General features: G+C 53.7%; 18 protein-coding genes. 3 read left to right on the top strand and 15 right to left on the bottom strand.

Annotated features, from left to right (window positions below; translation table 11 throughout):
• Positions 1 to 98 precede the first annotated feature (98 nt).
• Both CHH28_RS11535 and CHH28_RS11530 read left to right on the top strand, forming a co-directional pair.
• Positions 99 to 929: a hypothetical protein gene (locus CHH28_RS11535; protein ID WP_094060449.1), complete on the top strand. Its 831-nt coding sequence runs from the start codon at positions 99 to 101 to the stop codon at positions 927 to 929.
• A 223-nt stretch (positions 930 to 1,152) separates the two neighbouring features.
• Positions 1,153 to 1,638 carry a hypothetical protein gene (locus CHH28_RS11530; RefSeq protein ID WP_157729890.1) on the top strand — a complete coding sequence of 162 codons (486 nt, stop codon included), beginning with the start codon at positions 1,153 to 1,155 and terminating at the stop codon, positions 1,636 to 1,638.
• Between the two features lie 78 nt (positions 1,639 to 1,716).
• Here CHH28_RS11530 and CHH28_RS11525 read toward each other — a convergent pair whose 3' ends face one another.
• Positions 1,717 to 2,907: an NAD(P)/FAD-dependent oxidoreductase gene (locus CHH28_RS11525; protein ID WP_094060447.1), complete on the bottom strand. Its 1,191-nt coding sequence runs from the start codon at positions 2,905 to 2,907 to the stop codon at positions 1,717 to 1,719.
• Between the two features lie 105 nt (positions 2,908 to 3,012).
• On the opposite strand from CHH28_RS11525, the gene CHH28_RS11520 reads away from it, so the two are divergent.
• Positions 3,013 to 3,813 (top strand): lysophospholipid acyltransferase family protein, encoded by an 801-nt coding sequence (locus tag CHH28_RS11520; protein ID WP_094060446.1) that lies wholly within the window; start codon positions 3,013 to 3,015, stop codon positions 3,811 to 3,813.
• Here CHH28_RS11520 and rnhB read toward each other — a convergent pair.
• The 14 genes from rnhB to tsf form a co-directional block, all read right to left on the bottom strand.
• A complete protein-coding gene (gene rnhB, locus CHH28_RS11515) occupies positions 3,810 to 4,424 on the bottom strand; it encodes a ribonuclease HII (RefSeq protein ID WP_094060445.1) in 615 nt (204 codons plus the stop codon). The genes CHH28_RS11520 and rnhB overlap by 4 nt on opposite strands.
• Positions 4,424 to 5,560, bottom strand: a complete 1,137-nt coding sequence (gene lpxB / locus CHH28_RS11510; RefSeq protein ID WP_094060444.1) for a lipid-A-disaccharide synthase — start codon at positions 5,558 to 5,560, stop codon at positions 4,424 to 4,426. The genes rnhB and lpxB overlap by 1 nt, the downstream gene beginning before the upstream one ends.
• Entirely contained in the window at positions 5,560 to 6,324 is a 765-nt protein-coding gene (lpxA, locus tag CHH28_RS11505; RefSeq protein ID WP_094060443.1) for an acyl-ACP--UDP-N-acetylglucosamine O-acyltransferase, read from the bottom strand. Before lpxA ends, lpxB begins: the two co-directional genes overlap by 1 nt.
• Entirely contained in the window at positions 6,321 to 6,779 is a 459-nt protein-coding gene (gene fabZ / locus CHH28_RS11500; protein ID WP_094062066.1) for a 3-hydroxyacyl-ACP dehydratase FabZ, read from the bottom strand. The genes lpxA and fabZ overlap by 4 nt, the downstream gene beginning before the upstream one ends.
• A gap of 5 nt (positions 6,780 to 6,784) precedes the next feature.
• The gene (gene lpxD / locus CHH28_RS11495) at positions 6,785 to 7,807 is read right to left on the bottom strand and encodes a UDP-3-O-(3-hydroxymyristoyl)glucosamine N-acyltransferase (protein WP_094060442.1); all 1,023 of its coding nucleotides are present in this window, start codon (positions 7,805 to 7,807) and stop codon (positions 6,785 to 6,787) included.
• 12 nt (positions 7,808 to 7,819) lie between these two features.
• Positions 7,820 to 8,314, bottom strand: coding sequence for an OmpH family outer membrane protein (locus CHH28_RS11490; RefSeq protein ID WP_094060441.1), 495 nt, complete (start codon positions 8,312 to 8,314; stop codon positions 7,820 to 7,822).
• 27 nt (positions 8,315 to 8,341) lie between these two features.
• The gene (gene bamA / locus CHH28_RS11485; RefSeq protein WP_094060440.1) at positions 8,342 to 10,900 is read right to left on the bottom strand and encodes an outer membrane protein assembly factor BamA; all 2,559 of its coding nucleotides are present in this window, start codon (positions 10,898 to 10,900) and stop codon (positions 8,342 to 8,344) included.
• Between the two features lie 25 nt (positions 10,901 to 10,925).
• Positions 10,926 to 12,266 (bottom strand): sigma E protease regulator RseP, encoded by a 1,341-nt coding sequence (gene rseP, locus CHH28_RS11480; protein ID WP_094060439.1) that lies wholly within the window; start codon positions 12,264 to 12,266, stop codon positions 10,926 to 10,928.
• Complete coding sequence (ispC, locus tag CHH28_RS11475; protein ID WP_094060438.1) at positions 12,263 to 13,471, bottom strand: 1-deoxy-D-xylulose-5-phosphate reductoisomerase; 1,209 nt, start codon at positions 13,469 to 13,471, stop codon at positions 12,263 to 12,265. Before ispC ends, rseP begins: the two co-directional genes overlap by 4 nt.
• Entirely contained in the window at positions 13,468 to 14,313 is an 846-nt protein-coding gene (locus CHH28_RS11470; protein ID WP_094060437.1) for a phosphatidate cytidylyltransferase, read from the bottom strand. The genes ispC and CHH28_RS11470 overlap by 4 nt, the downstream gene beginning before the upstream one ends.
• Entirely contained in the window at positions 14,306 to 15,073 is a 768-nt protein-coding gene (gene uppS / locus CHH28_RS11465; RefSeq protein ID WP_094060436.1) for a polyprenyl diphosphate synthase, read from the bottom strand. Before uppS ends, CHH28_RS11470 begins: the two co-directional genes overlap by 8 nt.
• A 4-nt stretch (positions 15,074 to 15,077) precedes the next feature.
• Positions 15,078 to 15,635, bottom strand: a complete 558-nt coding sequence (gene frr, locus CHH28_RS11460) for a ribosome recycling factor (RefSeq protein ID WP_094060435.1) — start codon at positions 15,633 to 15,635, stop codon at positions 15,078 to 15,080.
• A 2-nt stretch (positions 15,636 to 15,637) separates the two neighbouring features.
• Positions 15,638 to 16,372, bottom strand: coding sequence for a UMP kinase (pyrH, locus tag CHH28_RS11455; protein WP_094060434.1), 735 nt, complete (start codon positions 16,370 to 16,372; stop codon positions 15,638 to 15,640).
• 96 nt (positions 16,373 to 16,468) lie between these two features.
• Positions 16,469 to 17,323, bottom strand: coding sequence for a translation elongation factor Ts (gene tsf / locus CHH28_RS11450; protein WP_094060433.1), 855 nt, complete (start codon positions 17,321 to 17,323; stop codon positions 16,469 to 16,471).
• Positions 17,324 to 17,357 lie beyond the last annotated feature (34 nt).

Here is a 17,357-nt window from a genome sequence, read left to right as displayed (position 1 = left end):
AGTCTGAGCAGGGCCAAGCTGCCGCCACCCCATACAACCCCAAGCGCTGATGTACTAATATGGAAAAGCTCGCTGTCGCACCAAAGTTAGGAAAACACATGCCCCTTTGCCGTCTGACGCGCGTCTTCACATTGGCTGTGCTCGTATTGTGCTCTGTCAGCAGCGCAGCCACAGAGCACATTGAACTGACGTTGTCGTATCAGACTAACCCATCACCGCCCTATCAGATGGGTTCGGGTGTCGAGATTCAACAGCCCCCCGGCATCGCGCTGGACATTATCAATGCCGCCGCGCAGCAGCTCGACCTCACCATCCGCTATGAACGCTACCCCAATGTACGGGTGTTGCAACTGTTGGAAAGCGGCATGATTGATGGCGCCTTTATGTTCTCTTACAAACCCCAACGTGCGCAGATTGGCCATTACCCGATCACTTCTTCTGGTGAAGTTGACGGCAGCAAACGCTTGGCCCGGCTCAGTTACTGGTTGTATTCACTGCCAGACAGCCCCATTCGCTGGGATGGCAACGAGTTGTACAACGTAAATGGCATCATCGCCGCAGAACATGGGGATTCCATCATCAGTGACCTGAAAATCATGGGGCATGATATTCAGCAACCCAAATCGGTTTACCATGCACTGCTGATGTTAAAAAAACGTCAAAGCGTCGTCGGAGCTGCGTTGCAAGATACCAAAGCCGCTTCCTACCTTGCACAGCCAAACTTTAAAGACATTAAAAGATCTGCCTTACCACTGCGCTCAAAAGACTATTTTTTAGTCCTCAGCCGCCAGTTTGTTGCCGAGCACCCGCACATCGCACAGGCTTTATGGGACAAGGTTGGCCAGCTACGCGATGAGATGACCAGTAAAAATCTGCCGTTATATGCGCCTAACGACTCTATGCCGCCAGAGCAAGATAAATGGCCTTAGCCGTCACTGCACAGCAGCCGTAATTTAAGGCGGATGTTATTGCGATAGGTTTCGTCCAGCGAATGATCATCATTATGCTCGCGATTTTGAATGATCCAAAGGGTGAAATTATTTTTTTATAGAGCGCATTTGCTGGTATCGTTGCCGCTCACGTGGTCGCCGGTGGTGAATAAATAGCTACAGCAAGCACATTGCAATTTGAATATAAGACATGGACGCCACCATGATTAAATGGCGTGCACATGCATTAAAAGGAATATTAGTAATGGGAAGGAAACACGTTTTTATAGCAGTTGCTTTTTTAGTTTCGTCCTGCAGTGAGCCGCCAGAACCCGCAAAGCTGCTTCCAGGCCCTATTAAGATTGATCATATCCAGCAAGTGAAAGATGCATCTGGTCTATCAAAAGTCCGCATCCAGTTGCGAGGCTCGAACAGCAGCTACTGCCAGCTCAGCGTAAACCCCGATCTCTTGCAGCCCATATCAAGCCCCGAAAACAATATTCAGTCGCAGTCAGAAATAAAATGTTGGGAAAACGACAGGGTATTCTCAGCGAGTAAAGGGCAAGATGGTACATACACGAAGGTTGAAACCAAAACCCACCCCCAAATATATGCAGACGAGGTGACTGTAGCAGCAGTTTTAAAAGAAGAAGACGTTGATTATTTTTATACCCTAAAGCTCTCGTGGATCAAGCCCAAGAGCTGGTAGTCGCACCACCAGTTTGATTGGGGGCATAACGGCACATCAGCCAGATGTCATAGCCTAATAGCGCAACGCTCAACTTGCCTACAAATGCTGCGCACAGGCATACGCACTGGCCCAGGCCCATTGAAAATTAAAACCGCCTAAATGCCCCGTCACATCCACCACTTCACCAATAAAATACAATCCAGGCTGGCGTTTGGCTTCGAGGGTTTTGGACGACAGCTCATCGGTATCAACACCGCCCAGCGCCACCTCTGCCGTGCGATACCCCTCGGTACCGGACGGTTTAATCCGCCACTGGTGCAGTTGTGCAGCAATATTGTCCATCTGCTCGCCATTGAGTTGCGCCAAGCGGGTGTCGGCTAATGGCGCATTCACAGCGCTCCACCACTGCTCAGAAAAACGCTGGGTGGTTTTGTCTGCCAGCCATTGCTTCAGGCTTTGTTTTGGACGTTGATGCTGGGCCTGGCGCAGCTCGCTGGCCACGTCCACAGCGGGCAACAAGTTTACCTGCAGCTCATCGCCCGGCCACCAATAGGACGAAATTTGCAACATAGCAGGACCACTGAGGCCTCTGTGGGTAAACAGCATGTCTTCGTGAAATTGGGTGTGATTGCAGTCCACTGTCACATTCAGTGCCGTACCGGAAAGCTCGTGGCATAACGTCTTGAGCTGATCCGTGATGGTAAATGGTACCAGCCCGGCGCGATGCGGGTAGACCTTGAGGCCAAACTGCTCCGCCAACTGATAGCCAAAGCCACTGGCCCCCAGCGTCGGAATAGAAGGGCCACCGGTGGCGACCACCAACTGACGACTGCGAAACGTCTGCTCTGCCGCTTGTACCTGGTACTGCCCCTCTACCACCTCCACCGCAGATACCGGCACCGACAAACGCACCTGGGCACCAAACTGCGCACATTGATCAAGCAGCATATCGACAATTTGCTTGGCTTTATCGTCGCAAAACAGCTGGCCGGCTTTCTTTTCGTGGTAGGCAATGCCGTATTGCTCGACTAGGGCGATAAAGTCCCACTGGCTGTACTGGCTTAGGGCCGATTTGCAAAAATGCGGGTTATGGCTGATGTAACAACTGGGCTCTATGTAATAGTTGGTGAAGTTGCAGCGGCCACCGCCTGACATCAGGATCTTTTTACCAGCCTTGTTGGCATGGTCTAGCACCTGCACCGACAGACCGCGCGCTGCGGCCTGCGCGGCACAAAACAAGCCGGCAGCGCCAGCACCGAGAACAATTACATCAGATTCAAACGTCATGGAGGGATATCGTTGGTGGAAGAAACAGCGGCTGCTATTATGCCCGCTCGATAGGGCTCGGCGCCAGCCGGGCTGCCGTTTCGACCGACATGGGGACACAAGGAAATGGAGCTGTTTGACCGCGCTGGCCTGAGGCAGGTTACCGGCCTAACGCCACGCAAACTGGAGCTGCTACTGCGGTTGCTCAAAGCGCCGACGCTGGATCGCATTTATCGCCAGCTCGATGCCAAGCAAGGCATCGACATGATCGAAGACGCGCTGAACTATCTAGGCATCCATCTTGATTATGACCAACAGGCACTGCAAGCGGCAATGCCGAAAGAAGGCCCGTTTATCACTGTCTCCAATCACCCGTTTGGGTTTCTCGATGGCATTATTCTGCTGCTGATTGTCGGTCGCCAACGGCCCGAGTTTCGCGTGGTGGCCAATTTCCTGCTGAGCTACTTTGCCCCCATTTCTGATTTGTTTATTACCGTTAATCCATTTGAAAAAGGCGGCCCGCGCCAGATGAACGGCATGCGCAAGTCGCTGCAGCAACTAGAGCAAGGATTAGGTCTGGGCGTGTTCCCAGCCGGCGAGGTATCGACTTGGTACAAGGGACAGTCTGGCATAGCCGATCGCGAATGGTCGTTATCGACCATGCGCATGATTCAAAAAGCCAAGGTGCCGGTGATTCCTGTGTATTTTCATGGCCACAACAGCCGCAGCTTTCATGTACTGGGAAAAGTACACCCGGCTCTGCGCACCTTGCGCATTCCCGCTGAGTTTTTGAAAAAGCGCGACCACACTATTCAGTTGGGTATTGGTGAGCGTATGGAGTGGTCCGAACTGGAACAGTTTCAGCAGCCTGCGGCGCTGCGCGAGCATTTGTATGCCGCTACCTATGCACTGAAAGCCTGCGATTAAAGCTCGCTTGCTTGCAGAGCTTTTTTAACCGGTGCGTAACTGCGACGGTGAATCGCACAGGGGCCAAGACGCTGCAGTGCCTCTAAGTGCGCCTTGGTGCCGTAGCCTTTGTGTTGAGCGAAACCATAACCTGGGAATTGTGCGTCCAATTGCTCCATTTCGCGGTCACGCTGCACTTTAGCCAGTACCGACGCCGCGGCAATGCTGGCTACCAACGCATCGCCTTTAATGATGGCTGTCGCCGGCATGGTCAGCTCGGGCAAACGATTGCCATCAATCAAGGCATGTTCGCAATGCAACTGCAAACCGTCGACGGCACGAGTCATGGCCAGCATGCGCGCGTTGAGAATATTCAAGCGATCTATTTCTTCCACCGTGGCGCGAGCAATGCAAAAATCCAGCGCCATGGTGCAAATTTCATCAAATAGCCGTTCGCGCTTTTTTGCCGTCAGTTTTTTCGAGTCGGTTAGCCCATCGGGAATGCGGTCGTCGGCCAAGATGACAGCCGCCGCCACCACGTCACCGCACAGCGGGCCGGCACCGGCTTCATCAACGCCGCAATAGACCAAATTCTGATCCAGCAGCGACTGCTCAGCCGCCAAGCGTTCCATCACTGTGACTCCAACAATTCGATCACCGCATCGGCCGCTTGTTGGTCAGCATTGCGACGCAATTGTTTGTGAATAAACAAAAACGTTTCATGCAGTTGCGACACGGCCTCACCGTCTTGCAAACGCAGCAATAACGCATCAGCCAAATTTGCTGGTGTGGCCTGCAGCTGCAAAAGCTCGGGCACCACTTCCCGCCCCGCCAACAAGTTAGGCAAAGAAATATATGGCTGCGTCACCAAGCGCTTTAAAATATGGTATGTCACGGGTGCGACAATGTAGCTCACCACCATGGGTTTTTTCAGCAGCATGGCCTCAAGGGTGGCCGTCCCCGACGCCAGCAACACCACATCGGCAGCCGTCATACAGGTATGTGATTGGCCCAGCACTACGGTCACCGGCAGCGGTACCGCAAACTCTGCCAACAATTGTTCGATTTGATTGCGACGCTCAACACTGGCTGCAGGAATAATAAAGTGCAGATCGTTGCGCACCCGCAGCATGCGCTGCGCCGTTTCTAAAAACAAACTGCCGAGCCGCTGCACCTCGCTGCCGCGACTGCCAGGCATTAAACACACCAGGGCTTTGTCGGTTGGCAGTTCGAGCGCTTGCCGTGAGGGAGCTGGGTCGGTTTCTAATGGAATTTTGTCGGCTAAGTGATGGCCAACAAAGCGCACCGGCACCTGGTGATCTTTATAAAACTTCGCCTCAAACGGAAACAGCGTCAGCATTAAGTCTACGGCTTTGGCGATTTGCTCAACTCGTTTTTCACGCCAAGCCCACACCGAGGGGCTGACGTAGTGCACGGTTTTAATGCCGCTCTGTCGCAGTTTTTGCTCGAGTGTGAGATTAAAATCAGGAGCGTCGATGCCAATAAAGACATCTGGAGGATTCTGGCGCCAATGCTTAATCAAATCTCGGCGCACTTTGAGCAGCTCAAACAATCGCCCGAGCACTTCAACCAAGCCCATGACCGACAAGCGCTCCATGGGAACAAAGCTGGTCATGCCCTGAGCTTGCATCAGCGGCCCACCAATACCTTCAAAGCTGGCGTTTGGGTAGCGAATTTTGAGTGCCTGAATTAAGCCAGCACCGAGCATATCACCGGATGTTTCACCGGCAACCAGGGCAATGCGCATCAGCGAATAATACCCCGGCTGGCTGCTTTTAATGTGGCTACCAGTAACTGTACCGCGCTGTCATCATCGGACTCCAGTTCGGCCAACGCTTCTTTTACCGTCAGCCCCTGGCGATACAGAGTTTTATAAGCTTGGCGCACACGCTGAATACTGTCCTTGCTAAAGCCACGACGCTTTAAGCCTTCGACATTGATACCGTGGGGCTTGGCCGGATACCCCTGCGACATTACATACGCCGGAATATCTTTTAATACCACCGTGCCCGCGCCACACATGGAGTGCGAGCCAATCTTACAGAACTGGTGTACTTGGGTAGCACCGCCCAAAATCACCCAGTCGCCAATATGAACATGGCCAGCCAGGTTGGTGTCGTTAGCAAAAATGCCATGATCACCAATCTCCACATCGTGGGCGACGTGCACATTGACCATAAACAAGTTATCGCTACCGACTTGCGTATGCCCTTTGTCTTGCACGGTGCCACGGTGAAAGGTACACGCTTCACGAATCACATTGTTATCGCCAATGCTCAGCGTTGTCGGTTCACCGCCGTATTTTTTGTCCTGACATTCCTCACCAATGGAGGCAAATTGGAAAATACGATTATTGCGGCCAATTTTGGTCGGGCCTTTGATGACCACGTGGGAACCGATCACGGTGCCCGCGCCAATTTCCACACCAGCGCCGATGATGGAAAATGGGCCGACGCTCACGTCGTCGGCCAAACGTGCTTCAGGATCTACAATCGCGTGCGGGTCGATCATGCCAGCTCCAGTTCCCTCTCGGCACAAGTGACGTCGGCCTGGCACACGACGGCGTCGTCGACCAATGCACGACAAGCAAATTTCCAGATACCACGACGACCACTGACAAACCGCGCTTCCAACACCACCTGATCACCCGGCACGATTGGCTTTTTAAAGCGCACGTTATCGGCACCGGCAAAATAATACAGGGTATTGTTGGTACGCTGCTCACCGAGCATGCTCAGCCCCAGCAAACCCGCGGCTTGTGCCATGGCTTCCAGTGTTAAGACACCGGGCATGATGGGGTGGCCTGGAAAATGGCCGTTAAAAAATTCTTCGTTAATGGTGACGTTTTTCAGAACACGAATGACTGCGCCCTGTTCATCATCCAGGTCTATCGATTGCACCCGATCGACCAGCAAAAACGGATAACGATGGGGTAAAAATTCCTGAATTTGCTGTACGGTTTCCAGGGACATCAAACTTCACCTTCTTGGCGTTTCTCTAACTGTTGCAGCCGTTTGGCCATTGAATCCAGTTGTCGGAAGCGCGTCGCGCTGCGGCGCCACTCTTTCAGTGGCATCTGCGCTGTGCCAGAGGCATACACCCCTGGCTCATCAATCGACTTGCTAATCAGCGCCATCGCTGCGACATGCACGCCATCAGCAATGGTCAAATGTCCAGATAACCCAGCGCCACCAGCCACGGTGCAGCCAGCACCTACCTCAGTACTGCCGGCAATACCCGAGCAAGCGGCCATGGCCGTTCCCTCACCCACGGTGACGTTATGAGCAATCTGAATCAGATTGTCCAAAATCACGCCATCGGCGATGACGGTGTCATCCAAAGCACCTCGGTCAATGCAGGTGTTGGCGCCAATTTCGACATCGCTGCCGATACGCACACCACCCAATTGCGCAATCTTGTGCCAACGCTGTTGCTCGGGCGCAAAGCCAAAGCCGTCCGCCCCCAACACTGCACCTGAGTGAATAACGGTACGATCACCGACATGCACACCGTGATACAAGGTCACATTGGCTGCCACCCGGCATTGCTCGCCCAGGGTGGAGTCATCACCGATAACGGTGCCAGGGCCGATTTCACAATCGTTACCAATGGCCACGTGCTCACCAATGACGACGTTGGCGCCAATGCTGACGTTTTCACCCAGCTGCGCCGAGTCGGCAATCACCGCGGTGCGATGAATACCCAACTGCGGTTTAGGGCGGTTATCAAACAGTTGTGTCGCTTTAGCAAACGCCAGATACGGGTTATCGGCCACCAGCGCAATGCCGGGCACCAGCTCGGCTTGTGCTTCAGCGACAATCACCGCGCTGGCGTTGCTTGCCTGCAAATGACGGCGATAACCGTCATTTGCTAGAAAGCTGATCTCACCGGCCGTGGCCGAGGTTAAGGTATTGACCCCATGAATGATCAGGTCACCACCGTCGCTCAGGCGGGCGCCAATCTGCTCGGCCAGGTCAGCCAACTTAAGTTGCATAGCGCCCCCGGCCTATTTTCCAGCGTTCAGTCGTTCCAACAATGGTTTGGTCAGGTCGGCTTGTGGTGAGGCATACACCACGGCACCAGCCTGAAGCACGACATCATACTCGCCCTCTTTGATAATTGCTTTAAGCAACTTCTCAACATTGGGCAATTGTGTTTGGAAAAATTCGCGCTTCCAACGTTGCTCAGATTTCTGCAGGTTCTGTGCAAAGAACTGGAACTCTGAACGCTTCTCTTCGAAGTCTTTGGCCAGCTTACGGCGCTCTTCATCGCTCATAAAATCGGCGTTCTTTTCACGCTTTTCGTTCATCTCGCGCAGAGCACTTTCCAGTGACTTGAGCTTGTCGATTTCGGTTTGGTTGTCTTGCTCAAACACCTTGATGGACGCTTTCGCCGCCTCTGACAGGAACACCGCACGCTCCATATCCACCACCGCCACTTTCTGTGCCGCCACCGCGGTGTTTACCATCAGGCCCAAAGCCATCATTACCATCCAGCGCATTAATACGTCTCCTTATAATTAATTAACTTAGAACACCTGGCCGAGAGAGAACTCGAAGCCTTCAGTGCGATCGCCTGATTTATCGTTCAGCGGAATGGAGTAGGTAAAGGTCAAAGGACCAATGGCCGTAATCCAGGTCACGCCAGCACCAACGGCGGTGCGGACTTCATTAATATCGAAGCCATTTTCACAATACGGATGACGGGTCAGTGTCGGCACATCAGAATCACTTGGCGTGTAACACTGATCGGTAAAGGTATTACCGGCATCCAGGAACAACACGCTGCGCAATGAACTGCGATCTTCCACAAATGGGAATGGGAAAATCAGTTCAACACTGGCCTCAGTATTAATGTTGCCACCCAGCGCGCGTTCCGATTCAACAAAATACGGCGCTGTGGCAATACTGCCGTTGTCGGCCAACTGATACACAGGCTTGTAACGGTTGCTGTTGCTCACCGCCACGGCGGCGCCGTCTTCATCTTCTTTGTACACCACCGTCGGCACACTGGTGTCGACTTCTGGGCGGCCCAACTCATCCAGCTCGTAAAGGATGTCACCATTAGCATCCGTTTGTGACAATTCCACCACGTTGTACTCAGGCAAACCTTTTGGACCCAAGCTGTTGGAACTGTAACCACGTACCGAGCCTACGCCACCGGCACGGAAGTTTTTGAAGAATGGCAAACGCTCTTGATCGCCAAAGCCATCGCCATAACCCAGCTCAGTGCGCAGGCGCAGTGACCACTCACCACCTAATGGGAAGTAGTAGTTCGCCGAGTAATTGAGCTTGTAATAGGTCAGATCACTGCCAGGAATAGAAATGTCCGCACTGACCTTATGCTCAGTACCGGCAGTCGGGAACAAACCACGGTTCAACGCGTTGTAGCTCCAGCTCAGTCCCAGTTTGTACTCCAGGAAATGATCGCCTTCGTCTTCGATGAACTCGATGATTTCTGCAGGCACCGTGCTACCACGGAACATGTCGGTGCTGGTCAAACCAGCCGAGAAGCTCAAGCGCTGACGATTAGAAATCGGATAACCAAAGGTCAAATTACCGCCTTTGGTATTGGTTTGATAATCGCTCACCGCACTCAGGCTTTCGTAATCGGTTTCCCGATAAAACAGGTTATAACCACGGCTGACGCCATCGATGGTGTAATACGGGTCGAAGAAAGAGAAGTTATACGACTGCACCGTATTGTTCTTCTGCACACCCAATGACATGCGATTGCCGCTGCCCATAAAGTTGTTCTGGCTAACGCTGGCGCCAAGAATCACACCGCTGCTGCCGGCATATCCGACATTAAAGTTCAGACTGCCGCTGAGCTGCTCTTCAACGTTGTAATTCACATCGATCATGTCGTCGGTGCCCGGCACGGTGGGCGTATCGACGGTCACGGTTTTAAAGAAACCTAAGCGGTCCAAGCGAGCTTTACCGGCATCGATTTTTTCCGTCGATGCCCAGCCACCTTCCATTTGCAGCATTTCGCGGCGCAGCACTTCATCCAACGTGCTCTCGTTACCGGCAAAGTTAACGCGGCGCACATAAGTACGCTTACCGGGTTCAACGAAGAAGGTCAGGTCTACCTGACGGTTGTCGTCGTCAATATCGGGAATACCGTCGACCTTGGCAAAGGTGTAGCCATCGTTGCCCAGACGTTTGCTCATCCAGTCGCTGCTGGCCGTCACCCGGCGACGTGAAAAGGTATCGCCCTCACCAACAAACAGCAGCTGGCTGAGCTCTTCTTCTTCTACCACCAGGTTGCCGGCGAAGCGAATGTCACGAATATCGTACTTTTCGCCTTCGCTGACGTTTAAAGTGATATACACGCTGTCTTTGTTCGGCGACAAAGACACCTGTGTCGATTCAATATTGAAACGGATGTAACCGCGGTCCAGATAATAGGAGCGCAAGGTTTCCATATCGGCGGCCAGCTTTTCACGTGCGTATTTATCGTCGCTGGCGTACCAGGACCAGAAGTTAGACGTTTGCAGCTCAAACTGTTTCAACAGCTCGTCGTCACTAAAGACTTCGTTGCCGACAATATTAATGTGCGCGATGGAGGCCACGTTGCCTTCCTCGACCTCAATGTTCAGGCCCACGCGGTTACGCGGCAAAGCCTCAACATCGGTAACGATGCGCGCATCGTAACGCCCTTGTGACACGTACTGGCGTTCCAGCTCCAGGGAAATTCGCTCCAACGTCGAGCGCTTAAACACCAAGCCTTCGGCCAAGCCAGACTGCTTCAGGCCATCGAGCAACATATCGGTCTGAATGGCTTTGTTGCCACTGATCTCGATACTGCTGATGGTGGGCAACTCCACCAAACGAACAATCAGCACGTCGCCATCGCGCAGTAACTGAATGTCGTTAAATAAGCCCGAACGGAACAGCTGTTTCGACGCCGTTACCAATCGATGTTCGTCGACACTGTCGCCGACATTAATGGGCAGCTGCTCAAACACAGTACCCGCTGACACCCGCTGCAAACCTTCGAGGCGAATGTCTTCAATTTGAAATGATTCAGCGGCAGCTGCCGATGACCCAACCCCTAACAACAGCGCAAACAACACACGACGCATTGGTTATTCCAGTCTCTCGCGGCTACTACATCAGCCGGCTGATATCGTTATAAAAAGCCACCATCATCAAACTCAGCAGCAAGAACATGCCGAACTGCAGTGCAGCAATTTGCACCCGCTCTGACAAAGGTTTACCGCGCAAGGCTTCTATGGTGTAAAACAGAATGTGTCCGCCATCGAGCATGGGCACAGGCAACAAATTCAGCACCCCGAGCGACACACTGAGCAAGGCCAGGAAATCCACAAAGGTTTCCAAACCACCCGACGCCGAAGAGCCGGCTACTTTAGCAATGGTGATAGGACCACTCAAGTTCTTGACCGATAAGTCGCCGGCCAACATCTTCCACAGTGACTCCAAGGTAAAGCCGACCAGATTCCAGGTTTTCTCTAAACCATGCAGCAGCGCACTGAACGGATCGTAGGAACTGCTGCGAATCCAGTCTTGCGGCAACTCGGGAATGTCCACCTGCACACCGGCAAAGCCAATGCGCTGACCATCTTGCTCACGCGCCGCCGGTGTCATATGCACGCTGACGGTTTCGCCGCCGCGCTGCACCGTCAGCATCAATGCCTGATCTGGACTGTTACGCACAACATTGACCCACGCCATCCAATCGGCAATCGGCTCATCGTTGACCGCTGTCACTAGGTCACCCACTTGTAACCCTGCGGCCTGCGCAGCGCCGCCATCCACCAACTGGCCAACCACCGCCGGCACATTCAAACGGCGCGGAACGATGCCAAGCCCAGACAATGGCTCTGGGCTGTCGCTGGCCGACAACCAATTGTTCAGCGGCAAGGTGTGCTGGCGCAAAGCGCCGGATTCACTGCGCACGGCAATGATCAAGTCGGTGCTTTCGCCCAGATACGACAGTAAAGTCCATTGCACCTCTTGCCAGGTTTCGGTTTCCGTACTGGCAATTTGTACAATTTCATCACCCGGCTGCAGCCCAGATTGCGCCGCGATCGAGTCTGGCTGAACCTGGCCAATCACCGGCACAACGCCTGTGGTTCCGCCCACAAACAACGCCCAATAGGCAAAGATCGCAAAGATAAAGTTCGCCAACGGGCCAGCAGCAGCAATGGCGATGCGCTGCCACACCGGCTTGCGATTAAACGCCCGATCGAGCAAATGCTCGGGCACCGTGGCTTCGCGCTCGTCCAGCATTTTGACGTAGCCACCCAACGGGATGGGGGCAATGGCATACTCGGTGCCGTGCTTGTCTTTCCACGACCACAGCGGTTTACCAAAGCCTACCGAAAAACGCAGTACGTCAACGCCACAGCGGCGAGCGACCCAAAAATGGCCGTACTCGTGTATCACCACCAGCAGGCTGATGGCGACGATAAAATACAACACAGTCATAACGGTGAATCCTCTAGCCAACCGCGTTCAGACACACAGCACTGCGCTGCTTGCCTGGCCCATTGGTCGGCGTTTAATACATCATCCAGGGAGTCTATAGCGGTCAGCGGATGAGAATGCATGACGGCTTGAATCACCCTTGGAATCGCATGGAAAGGAATTTGTTCCGCTAAAAATGCTGATACAGCCACTTCATTGGCGGCATTCAGCACCGCAGGCATGCTCCCACCTTGCTGAAAGGCCCGTGCTGCCAGCTGCAAACAAGGAAACGTCTGATGGTCGGGTTGCTCAAAATCCAATTGCGCAATGGCAAACAAATCCAACGCCTGAACACCGGCCTCAATGCGCTCAGGCCATGCCATGCCATAGGCAATCGGCGTGCGCATATCTGGCTGCCCTAATTGAGCAATCACCGAGCCATCGCAATACTGCACCATCGAGTGGATGACACTTTGCCGGTGCACCACCACTTGCACGTCGTCGGGCTGGCAGTGAAACAGAAAACACGCCTCGATCAGCTCCAAGCCCTTGTTCATCAAGGTGGCAGAATCGACCGAAATCTTTTGCCCCATCGACCAGTTCGGATGTGCCACGGCTTGCGCTGGCGTTACCGCTTGCAACTGCTCTGAGCTGTAACCGCGAAATGGGCCACCGGAGGCAGTCAGCAGAATTTTCTCAATGCCGTGCTCGGCAAAGTCACCGGCGAAATTGGCCGGTAAGGATTGAAAGATGGCGTTATGCTCACTGTCGATGGGCAGCAGTTCAGCGCCGCCATCACGTACCGCTTGCATAAACAGCGGCCCAGCCATAACCAGGCTTTCTTTATTGGCCAGCAAGACACGCTTGCCAGATTGCGCCGCCGCCAGGGTCGGCAATAACCCCGCCGCACCGACAATGGCGGCCATCACCTGGTCCACCGACGCAGCACTGGCAATATCCACCAACGCCTGCTCACCTGTCAGCACGTGCGTGGTGACATCTGCCAAGGCGGCTTCGGCCAACTGAGCGCGCAACGTTGCCGCCGCCTGCGCATCGGCCATGACCGCAAACTCGGGCTTAAACTCACGCACTTGTTCCAGCATGCGTTCAACGTTGTGCGCCGCACTTAACGCATAAACACGGTACTTGTCCGGGTGTCGTCGCACGACATCCAAAGTGCTCATACCGATGGAGCCGGTAGAGCCCAGTACAGTCACACGCTTCACGGGCTAAGCCCCCAATCCAGCACCACCATGCAAAATGCAAATACCGGCACTGCTGCGGCCATGCTGTCGATGCGGTCCAATACACCGCCATGGCCAGGCAATAAGGAGGAGCTGTCTTTAATACCGCGATAGCGCTTCATCATGCTTTCGACCAGATCACCCAATACCGAGATCACCATGGTGACCACGGTAATGGCCAGCAGCTTCCAGCTGTTTTCCAGTGTCAGCGGCTCGACCCAGTTGTCGATGTAGAGACCAAACAGCAAAGCAATCAACAGCGTGGTGGCAAAACCGCCCCAAAAGCCGGCCCAGGATTTACCCGGGCTGACTTCCGGCGCCAATTTGGTATTCCCCCAGCGCTTGCCGGAAAAGTAAGCGCCAGTATCCGCTCCCCAAACAATCAGCATCACGTAAAATATCAATAACGAGCTGTGCGGCTGCTCTTTTAAATGCATAAAGCCGACCCACATGGGCACTAATACGCACAAGCCGAGCAAGGCTCGAATCGGCCTGGATTGCCACAGCCGCGTCCCGCTCGGGTAGCTCTGTACCAAGGCAAAGGCAATCGCCCACCACAAGGTGCCAAGCGCTAGGTAAACAATCAGCCACTCGGGGAAAACCCGTAAAAAACGCGCACTGATGTACAAACAGACAAACACCACCAGGGCGTACACCACCCGACTCCAAGTGCGCTGGTAACCGGCGATATTGGCCCACTCCCAGGCGCCCAAAGTGGCGATGGCGGCAATAAAAAAGGCAAAAGGTTTGAGTGGCAAAAAGAAAATGCCAACAATCATAACAGGGGCCAACACCAAGGCCGTTAACACACGTTGCTTAAACACTGTGCTCCGCTTCCTCTAGCTGATCGTCAGTTCGTCCGAAGCGGCGGGTACGCTCAGCAAAGGCCACTAACGCTTGTTGGTATTCTTGTTGTTTAAAATCCGGCCAATACACATCGGAAAAATAGAACTCGGTGTAGGCCATTTGCCACAACATAAAGTTGCTGATGCGCTGCTCACCACCAGTGCGGATCATTAAATCCGGTGCCGGCAAGTCATGCAGCCAGGTGTGCTGATGCAAACGCTGCTCATCAATGTCTTCAGGCTGCAAAGTGCCTTGCTTAACTTGCTCGGCCAATTGCCGCGCTGCCTGAGCGATGTCCCACTGGCCGCCGTAATTTGCGGCAATGACCAACGTCATGCGGTCATTGTTGGCAGTCAGCGCTTCCGCTTGTTGCACCAATTCTTGAATACGCGGGCTAAAACCCGACAGGTCGCCCATCACACGCAAACGAATGTTGTTGTGATGCAGCTTTTTGACTTCGCGCTCTAACGCCGCCACGAACAGCTGCATTAACGCGCTGACTTCGTTGGCTGGCCGGCGCCAGTTTTCGCTGCTGAAGGCAAACAAGGTCAGCACTTCAATGCCGTTGCGCGCAGAGGTTTCCACCACCGCACGCACAGCATCCACACCGGCCTTGTGACCTGCGACGCCTGGCATCAAACGACGTTTTGCCCAGCGATTGTTGCCATCCATAATGATGGCAACGTGCTTAGGCAGCTGGCCTTTGGCGGCCAGGCCATCATCAATACTGGTCGACACGGAATTAAACCTTCATCAGGTCCTTTTCTTTGTCCGCCAGCAGATCATCGATCTGAGCAATGTACTTGTCGGTCAGCTTCTGGATTTGCTCCTCACCGCCGCGTTGCTCGTCTTCAGAGATCTCTTTTTCTTTTTGCAGGTCTTTTAGCGTGCCGTTGGCGTCACGACGAATATTACGTACTGAGACACGGCCTTTTTCCGCTTCTGCACGCGCTTGCTTGATGTAGTCTTTGCGTGTTTCTTCCGTCAGTGCAGGCATTGGCACACGAATGGTGTCGCCCGATGTTGCTGGGTTCAGGCCCAGATCAGACTTCATGATGGCTTTTTCAATTTCCGGCACCATCGGCTTTTCCCATGGGTTGATCGCCAGTGTACGGGCGTCTTCCACCATGATGTTGGCCACCTGCGACAATGGGGTATCGACACCGTAGTAGCTAACCATTACGCCATCGAGAATCGCTGGTGTGGCACGACCTGTGCGCACACGCTTAAACGCTTCTACCACGGCCGCCACACTTTTGCTCATGCGCTCTTCTGCATCTTGTTTGATGTCGTTGATCATCGTCACTTATCCTCACTGACAATCAGAGTGCCGTCGCTGCCGCCGGTCATCAGACGGGCCAGCACCCCTTGTTCGTTCATATCGTAAACACGCAATGGCATGTTGTGGTCGCGAGCCAAGCAGATCGCGGTCAAGTCCATTACGCCTAACTGTTTTTCCAGGACTTCTTGGTACGTCAAACAATCGTACTTTTCGGCGTCCGGTACCTTCTTCGGGTCGGCAGTATACACACCATCGACGTTTGTTGCCTTCAGAACGAGATCTGCATTGATTTCGATCCCACGCAAGCACGCCGCTGAGTCGGTGGTAAAGAACGGATTACCGGTACCAGCGGAGAAGATCACCACATCACCGCTGTCCAACGCGCGGATGGCACTGCGGCGGTCATAGTGGTCGACAATGCCGCTCATCGGAATGGCTGACATGACCCGTGTCGGCATATTGGCACGCTCCAGCGCATCACGCATCGCCAACGCATTCATAACGGTGGCCAGCATGCCCATGTGGTCACCCGCCACACGGTCCAAACCAGCTTCGCTCAACGCTTTACCGCGGAACAAGTTACCACCACCAATCACCAGACCGACCTGCACCCCAATGCCGCGCAGCTGGCCGATTTCCAACGCCATGCGATCAAGCACCTTCGGATCGATACCGAAGTCGAGCTCGCCCATCAGGGCCTCACCACTCAGTTTTAACAGGACTCGTTTGTACTTTGCGCTCTTCATTTCTGCCATGGGCCAGGTCTCCGGTGATCATCAAATACAAATATGCCGGGCGAACCCGGCATAAGAACAGGGGCACTCAGCGGTGCCAGTACCCCAAGCGTGACATTAGCCTTTCAGCTGTGCTGCCACTTCTGCTGCGAAGTCAACTTCCTCAACTTCGATGCCTTCGCCCACTTCAACGCGAACGAATGAAACAACCTCAGCACCGGCCGCTTTCGCCAACTGGCCAACGGTTTGCTCAGGGTTCTTAACGAAAGGCTGCTCCAGCAGGCTGTTCTCTTTCAAGAACTTCTGCAGACGGCCACCCATCATTTTCTCAACGATCTCATCTGGCTTGCCGGCCATGTCTGGCTGCGCCTTGATGATTTCTTTCTCTTTTTCCAGCACTTCAGCTGGCATGTCTTCTGGGCTCAGAACGCGAGGGTTGACAGCCGTTACGTGCATAGCGATGTCTTTCGCCAGCTCAGCGTCGCCACCTTTCAGCTCAACGATAGCGGCCAGCTTGCCAGTCGCGTGCAGGTAAGCACCAACAGTGTCGCCTTCAACCACAAACGCACGACGAACAGTGATGTTCTCACCGATCTTTTGTACCAGCGCCATGCGGTCTTCTTCCAGCTCACCTTCGGTCAGCTTGGCCACGTCGGTTTCTTTGGTGTCAGCCAGTTTCGCCACTACTTTGTCAGCGAAGTCGCCGAAGTTAGAGTCGCCCGCTGCGAAGTCAGTTTCTGAGTTCACTTCAACGGCAACGACAACACCGTCGTTAGCAATAACGCGTACTTTACCTTCAGCGGCAGTACGGCCAGCTTTTTTGGCTGCTTTCAGACCTGAGTTCTTACGCAGGTCTTCGATCGCTTTATCAATGTCACCTTCAGCTGCTGCCAGTGCTTTTTTGCACTCCAGCATGCCCAGACCCGTGCGCTCACGCAGTTCTTTTACCTGTGCGGCAGAAATATTCGCCATGTCTAAAATCCTCTATACAGTGTCAAAATATCCA

Source organism: Bacterioplanes sanyensis, assembly GCF_002237535.1.
Lineage (GTDB): Bacteria > Pseudomonadota > Gammaproteobacteria > Pseudomonadales > Oceanobacteraceae > Bacterioplanes > Bacterioplanes sanyensis_A.
The sequence above is the reverse complement of the archived record's forward strand: the minus strand, read 5'-3'. Positions and strand labels throughout refer to the sequence as shown.

What these genes read in the sequence shown, in the direction of transcription:
- CHH28_RS11535 (WP_094060449.1), top strand. Translation starts at nt 99, where the DNA reads ATGCCCCTTTGCCGTCTGACGCGCGTCTTCACATTGGCTGTGCTCGTA.
- lpxD (WP_094060442.1), bottom strand. Translation starts at nt 7,807, where the DNA reads ATGCAACTTAAGTTGGCTGACCTGGCCGAGCAGATTGGCGCCCGCCTG.
- CHH28_RS11520 (WP_094060446.1), top strand. Translation starts at nt 3,013, where the DNA reads ATGGAGCTGTTTGACCGCGCTGGCCTGAGGCAGGTTACCGGCCTAACG.
- CHH28_RS11490 (WP_094060441.1), bottom strand. Translation starts at nt 8,314, where the DNA reads ATGCGCTGGATGGTAATGATGGCTTTGGGCCTGATGGTAAACACCGCG.
- bamA (WP_094060440.1), bottom strand. Translation starts at nt 10,900, where the DNA reads ATGCGTCGTGTGTTGTTTGCGCTGTTGTTAGGGGTTGGGTCATCGGCA.
- CHH28_RS11530 (WP_157729890.1), top strand. Translation starts at nt 1,153, where the DNA reads ATGATTAAATGGCGTGCACATGCATTAAAAGGAATATTAGTAATGGGA.
- rnhB (WP_094060445.1), bottom strand. Translation starts at nt 4,424, where the DNA reads ATGGAACGCTTGGCGGCTGAGCAGTCGCTGCTGGATCAGAATTTGGTC.
- frr (WP_094060435.1), bottom strand. Translation starts at nt 15,635, where the DNA reads ATGATCAACGACATCAAACAAGATGCAGAAGAGCGCATGAGCAAAAGT.
- rseP (WP_094060439.1), bottom strand. Translation starts at nt 12,266, where the DNA reads ATGACTGTGTTGTATTTTATCGTCGCCATCAGCCTGCTGGTGGTGATA.
- CHH28_RS11525 (WP_094060447.1), bottom strand. Translation starts at nt 2,907, where the DNA reads ATGACGTTTGAATCTGATGTAATTGTTCTCGGTGCTGGCGCTGCCGGC.
- tsf (WP_094060433.1), bottom strand. Translation starts at nt 17,323, where the DNA reads ATGGCGAATATTTCTGCCGCACAGGTAAAAGAACTGCGTGAGCGCACG.
- lpxB (WP_094060444.1), bottom strand. Translation starts at nt 5,560, where the DNA reads ATGCGCATTGCCCTGGTTGCCGGTGAAACATCCGGTGATATGCTCGGT.
- pyrH (WP_094060434.1), bottom strand. Translation starts at nt 16,372, where the DNA reads ATGGCAGAAATGAAGAGCGCAAAGTACAAACGAGTCCTGTTAAAACTG.
- lpxA (WP_094060443.1), bottom strand. Translation starts at nt 6,324, where the DNA reads ATGATCGACCCGCACGCGATTGTAGATCCTGAAGCACGTTTGGCCGAC.